This is a genomic window from Mycobacterium sp. (assembly GCF_032162105.1).
GTDB lineage: Bacteria > Actinomycetota > Actinomycetes > Mycobacteriales > Mycobacteriaceae > Mycobacterium.
The window spans coordinates 1-5621 of sequence record NZ_JAVRPS010000094.1 but is presented as its reverse complement, the minus strand read 5'-3'; the positions used below and the strand labels follow the sequence as shown (position 1 = coordinate 5621).

Annotated in this window: 6 protein-coding genes; 4 read left to right on the top strand and 2 right to left on the bottom strand. The window is 66.3% G+C overall.

The window, feature by feature from the left end; translation table 11 throughout:
• The coding region (locus tag QOC69_RS04560; RefSeq protein ID WP_526436809.1) for a DUF3556 domain-containing protein at positions 1 to 620 on the top strand (620 nt) is incomplete at its 5' end.
• Here QOC69_RS04560 and QOC69_RS04555 read toward each other — a convergent pair.
• Positions 610 to 1407: a FadR/GntR family transcriptional regulator gene (locus QOC69_RS04555; protein ID WP_526436807.1), complete on the bottom strand. Its 798-nt coding sequence runs from the start codon at positions 1405 to 1407 to the stop codon at positions 610 to 612. The genes QOC69_RS04560 and QOC69_RS04555 overlap by 11 nt on opposite strands.
• A gap of 192 nt (positions 1408 to 1599) precedes the next feature.
• On the opposite strand from QOC69_RS04555, the gene QOC69_RS04550 reads away from it, so the two are divergent.
• Genes QOC69_RS04550 through QOC69_RS04540 form a run of 3 tightly spaced genes read left to right on the top strand, consistent with a single transcriptional unit; the run spans position 1600 to position 4699 of the window.
• Positions 1600 to 2745: a thiolase family protein gene (locus QOC69_RS04550; protein ID WP_526436805.1), complete on the top strand. Its 1146-nt coding sequence runs from the start codon at positions 1600 to 1602 to the stop codon at positions 2743 to 2745.
• Positions 2742 to 3539 (top strand): enoyl-CoA hydratase/isomerase family protein, encoded by a 798-nt coding sequence (locus QOC69_RS04545; RefSeq protein WP_526436803.1) that lies wholly within the window; start codon positions 2742 to 2744, stop codon positions 3537 to 3539. The genes QOC69_RS04550 and QOC69_RS04545 overlap by 4 nt, the downstream gene beginning before the upstream one ends.
• A gap of 17 nt (positions 3540 to 3556) precedes the next feature.
• A complete protein-coding gene (locus QOC69_RS04540; protein ID WP_526436801.1) occupies positions 3557 to 4699 on the top strand; it encodes an acyl-CoA dehydrogenase family protein in 1143 nt (380 codons plus the stop codon).
• Positions 4700 to 4783: 84 nt separating this feature from the next.
• On the opposite strand, the gene QOC69_RS04535 is transcribed toward QOC69_RS04540, so the two are convergent.
• Positions 4784 to 5506, bottom strand: coding sequence for a fasciclin domain-containing protein (locus QOC69_RS04535; protein WP_526436799.1), 723 nt, complete (start codon positions 5504 to 5506; stop codon positions 4784 to 4786).
• Between the last annotated feature and the right edge of the window lie 115 nt (positions 5507 to 5621).

The window sequence follows — 5621 nt, the reverse complement described above, 5'->3', positions numbered from 1 at the left end:
TCGCCGGGACCGTGGTGCTCGGAAACCTGTTCCCGCGCAAGGTCTCCTTCCTGCCGGGGATGCGGTACTACGCAGGCAACTGGGATACCACGCTGTGGTGCCTCAAGCCGGCCGCCGAGGAGAAGATTGCCAAGAACATCGTCGCGATCGCCAGCATGCCCGCCGCGCAGATGGAGAAGTTCTACGGCAGCAAGGAAACCGCGGAGATGTACCTCTACATGGGTTATGCGTTCCGCGCCTTCAACACTCACGGCCGCGCCATGTTCACCCTCGCGCACCGCGCGATGGCAGGACAGAACGAGGACGACTACATGCTCACCGACGGCGAGCGGATCTGCAGCACCGCGATCGGCTGGAACTTCGGCGACGGCCACATGCACAACGAGCAGCTGATCGCCGCCCTGCAGGAGCGCTGCCGATTCGAGCCCGGTGAGGTGCGGATCCTGCTGCTCGATGCGCAGCCGATCCACAAGCAGCAGCAGGAGTACCGCCTCGTCGACGCCGCGACGGGCGAGTTCGAGCGGGGGATCGTGCGGGTGGCCGACATGGCGACGCGCCAACCGTGGGATGACACGGTTCCGGTGCGGGTGACGTGGTCGGCCGCGGCCTCTACTGCATGACGTCGCGGACCTTGACGGTCTCCAAACCCTTCAGCAACAGGGGGCGGGTGATGTCGAGATGCGTGCGCCAGTGCGCCTCGGCGGCGGCACCGTCGCCCGCCCGGAGCAGTGTGATCAGGCGCCGGTAGGACTTCGTCAGCTTGTCGTAGTCGGCCTTCGAGACCTTCCGGCCTTCCTTCATGACGAACGCCGTGTGCCGGACGGTGATCTCGTGCAGCATGCCCGCGATGATCGTGAGAGTCGCGTTGCCCGACAACTCCACCACCCGACGGTGAAACTCGCCGGTGACCTCCGCCAGCTGGCCAGATTCCCACCCCACCGGGACGTCTTGGGTGAGCATGTCCTCCAGCTCGTCGTAGGCCGCAGGAGTGCCTGCCTCCGCGAGCAGGCGCACCGCGATCGGTTCGATACCCGCGCGCGCTACCATGACGTCGGCGATCGTCGCACCGGACAGCTCGAGGAGCAGGCCTGCGGGACGGGCGACGATCTCAGGGCCGGGCACCCGCACGCGGGCTCCGGTACGCGAGCCACGCCGCACCTCGACGAGCCGCTCGGATTCAAGCACCCGGACGGCCTCGCGCAGCGTCGGACGGCTGACGCCGAAGTGCGCCATCAGCTCGGCCTCGTTGGGCAGGAAGTCGCCTTCCTTGAGCTGGCCATCGACCACCATGCGGCGTAGCGTCCCTGCGACCAGCTCGGCGGTCTTGGGTGAACGGATCGGTGCGCCCGCCAAAGGCGCGACGGAATCCGGCCCGATCATGGGCGCCAATGGTGTGGTGCGAGCCAATGAGTCTCCCGAAGTCTGGCCTGAGTGGCTTGTTGTACAACTCAGTAAAACATGTGGTTGTCTGCGAAACGGGCCTGATCGCGCGTTTCCTACCAACCAGTAGGTTGACCTAGTAAACCTGCTGTTCTAGTTTCGGTGATAACCACCCCATGTTCTTAGTACCCATCAACCCCACTTCGAAGGAGCATTTCCATGGCTGAAGCCGTCATCGTCGAGGCGGTCCGATCGCCCGTCGGCAAGCGCAACGGCGGTCTTTCGGGCGTGCATCCCGGCGAACTGTCCGCCCAGGTGCTCAACGGCCTGGTCGAGCGCGCCGGCGTCGACCCCGCGATCGTCGACGACGTCATCTGGGGTTGCGTCATGCAGGCCGGCGAGCAGGCCCTCGACATCGCCCGCACCGCGGTGCTGGCCGCAGGCTGGCCCGAGACGGTGCCCGGCGTGACCGTCGACCGGCAGTGCGGATCCAGCCAGCAGTCGGTGCACTTCGCCGCGGCGGGTGTGGTGGCGGGCCATTACGACGTCGTCGTCGCAGGCGGCGTCGAAGTGATGTCGCGCACACCGATGGGCGCATCGCTTGCCAACGGCGGGCACCCGTACCCCGAGGCCTTCCGCAACCGCTACACCCAGACCCCGAACCAGGGCATCGGCGCCGAGATGATCGCCGAGCAGTGGGGCCTTTCGCGCACGATGCTCGACGAGTTCTCCCTCGGCTCGCACGAGAAGGCAGCGGCGGCACAGGATTCCGGCGCGTTCGACGATCAGATCGTCGCCATCAAGGATCAGGACGGAAACCCGGTGCTGAAGGACGAGGGCATCCGCCGCGGCACCCCGATCGAGAAGATGGCGCAGCTGAAGCCCGCCTTCAAGGAGGACGGCGTGATCCACGCGGGCAACTCCAGCCAGATCTCCGACGGCTCGGCCGCGCTGCTGTTCATGTCGGCGGAGAAGGCGAAGTCGTTGGGCCTCAAGCCGATCGCCAGGGTGCATACCGCGACGCTGGCCGGCGCCGACCCGGTGATCATGCTGACCGCGCCGATCCCGGCCACCCAGAAGGCTCTCAAGCGTTCTGGCCTCGCGATCGGGGACATCGGCGTGTTCGAGGTCAACGAGGCGTTCGCGCCGGTACCGCTGGCCTGGCTCAAGGACATCGGCGCCGACGAGAAGAGGCTGAACCCCAACGGCGGCGCGATCGCACTGGGCCACCCGCTCGGCGGCTCAGGTGCCCGCATCATGACCACGATGCTCTACCACATGCGGGACAAGGGAATTCAGTACGGCCTGCAGACCATGTGCGAGGGCGGCGGCCAGGCCAACGCCACCATCCTCGAACTGCTGTGACCACTGACGTCGTAACCCCCGCCGCTCTCGTCGAGCGGCGGGGCAACGTCGCGCTCATCACGATCAACCGGCCCGAGGCGCGCAACGCCGTCAACGCGGCGGTCAGCACGGCCGTCGGCGACGCGCTTGAGGCTGCCCAGGACGATCCGGAGGTGCGTGCGGTCGTCATCACCGGTGCCGGTGAATCCTTCTGCGCCGGAGCCGATCTCAAGGCGATCTCGCGTCGGGAGAACCTGTTTCACCCCGAGCACGGGGAATGGGGGTTCGCAGGCTACGTGCAGCACTTCATCGACAAGCCCACCATCGCGGCCGTCAACGGCACCGCGCTCGGCGGTGGCACGGAACTGGCGCTGGCCAGCGATCTCGTCGTCGCCGAGGAGCGGACGAAGTTCGGTCTGCCGGAGGTCAAGCGCGGCTTGATCGCCGCCGCGGGCGGGGTGTTCCGGATCGTCGACCACCTACCCCGCAAGGTCGCACTGGAACTGGTGTTCACCGGGGAGCCGATGTCATCGGCCGACGCACTCAAGTGGGGCCTGATCAATCAGGTCGTCCCCGATGGCACCGTGGTCGAGGCCGCGCTGGCGCTCGCAGAGCGGATCACGGTCAACGCGCCGCTGGCGGTCTGGGCCAGCAAGCGGGTGGCCTACGGCGTCGACGACGGCGTGATCACGGGCGACGAACCCGGCTGGGCCAGGACCACTCGTGAAATCGGAGGCGTGCTGCGCTCCGAGGACGCCAAGGAAGGACCGCTGGCCTTCGCGCAGAAGCGCCAACCCGTTTGGAAAGCACAGTAGAGGCGAAGGAACATTTCATGAAGCGACTGGTTTTCGAGGCCGAGCACGAGCAGTTGCGGGATACCGCGCGTCAGTTCCTGGAGAAGGAGTGCGCACCGCATGTCGAGAAGTGGGAGAGCGAACGCCTCGTCGACCGCGAATCCTACGTCGCAGCAGGTAAATACGGCCTGATCGGGTTCAACCTGCCGGAGAAGTTCGGTGGCGGCGGCGTCGACGACTTCCGGTTCAACGCCGTGATCGTCGAGGAGTTCAGCAAGTTCGGGTCCGCGACGCCGGGGCTGAGCCTGCAGAACGACATCGTGGGCCCCTACTTCGTCAACCTGGCCAACGAGGAACAGCAGGAGCGCTGGCTGCCCGGCTACATCACCGGCGAGTTGATCGGCGCCGTCGCGATGACCGAGCCGGGTGCTGGTAGCGACCTGGCCGGGATCAAGACCTCGGCAACTCGCGACGGCGATGACTGGATCCTCAACGGCTCCAAGACGTTCATCTCGGCGGGCATCAACTCCGATCTGGTCGTCGTCGTCGCCCGCACCAACGCCGACGCCGGTCACAAGGGCTTCTCGCTGCTGGTCGTCGAACGCGGCATGGAGGGGTTCACCCGCGGCCGCAAGCTCGACAAGATGGGCTTGCACGCCGCCGACACCGCGGAGCTGAACTTCGAGAACGTCCGGGTGCCCGGCGCGAACCTGCTCGGCCAGGAGGGCCGCGGCTTCTATCACCTGATGACCAACCTGCCCTCGGAGCGGCTGTCCATCGCGATCGGCGCGATCGCGGGTGCTCGGGCCACGTTCAACGAGACGCTGCAGTACGTCAAGGACCGCAAGGCGTTTGGGCAGCCGATCGGTACCTTCCAGCACAACCGGTTCGTGATGGCCGAGCTGGACACCGAACTCGAGATCGGCGAGCAGTACATCGACCGGTGCCTGCGTGCCGTCGTCGACGGTGAGCTGACGGCCGTCCAGGCGTCCAAGGCCAAGTGGTGGTGTACCGAACTCAACAAGAGGGTCGTCGACGCCTGCGTGCAACTTCACGGCGGCTACGGCTACATGAACGAGTACAGGGTCGCCCGCGACTACGTCGACGTGCGGATCCAGACCATCTTCGGCGGTACGACCGAGATCATGAAGGAGATCATCGGCAAGGACCTCGGTCTATAACCCTCAGCGCCTCCAGCGATTTCGGCGCGGTTCCGTTCGCTCTCACCGAACGTAGCCGCGCCGAAATCGCGTAAAGGTTAGGGGTTAACCCGCCGGAGCCGGGGCCGGGGCGGCAGAGGTGCTCGTCGGCGCGGTCGTCGTGTACGTGGTTGCCGTGACGGTCGGGACGACCGGCTCCGGTGCGGTAGCCGGGTCCAGCACCTTGTCGATGATGTAGATCCGTGCGTTGTTGGCCTGGATGCCGCCGCAGAGGACCTTGATGCCGTCGTTGACCTTGATGTCGCCACCCTTGCCGGTGACCTTGATCTCCGCGCCCTGCTGCGTCGGACGCTGGCCCTGCAAGTCATCGGGGCCGAGCAGTCCGAGGAACACGTGGTAGTAGTCCAGCTTGTAGAGCGCGGCGGGATCGGCCTTGAGGGCGTCCAGCTGGCCGGGTTCCAGCGCGGCGAAGGCGTCGTTCGTCGGTGCGAACACGACGTACGGGCCGTTCTCGAGGATCGGGACGATGTTGACCTCGGGATTGAGCCCACCGGAGATCGCCGACGTGAAGGTGCTGATCGACGGGATCTTGGCCAGCGCGGTGCCAACGGGCAGCTTGTTCAGGTCGGCGAACGTGGTGCCGCCTGCGGCGAGCTCGGCCTTGAAGGGGTCGCAGCTGCCCTGCGGGTCTGGCGGCGGCTTGACGTCGATGGTTGGGGTGGGGTCGGGCGGCGGATCTGCTTGGGCGTTGATCGCAAGCGGAAGCGATACGGTTAACGCGGCGATCGCTGCGGATACTCCTATGGCTCGACCGGTGCGAGTCTTCACGTGTTTTGGCTCCTCAAGTATTTCGAGCGCGTCGTCCGGGCCCGACTCCCAAGGCGACGCCGGACGAATCGTACGGGCTCGGATCGCCAATCGGCAAAGTCAAGATCGCTCGGCG

What these genes read in the sequence shown, in the direction of transcription:
- QOC69_RS04550 (WP_526436805.1), top strand. Translation starts at nt 1,600, where the DNA reads ATGGCTGAAGCCGTCATCGTCGAGGCGGTCCGATCGCCCGTCGGCAAG.
- QOC69_RS04540 (WP_526436801.1), top strand. Translation starts at nt 3,557, where the DNA reads ATGAAGCGACTGGTTTTCGAGGCCGAGCACGAGCAGTTGCGGGATACC.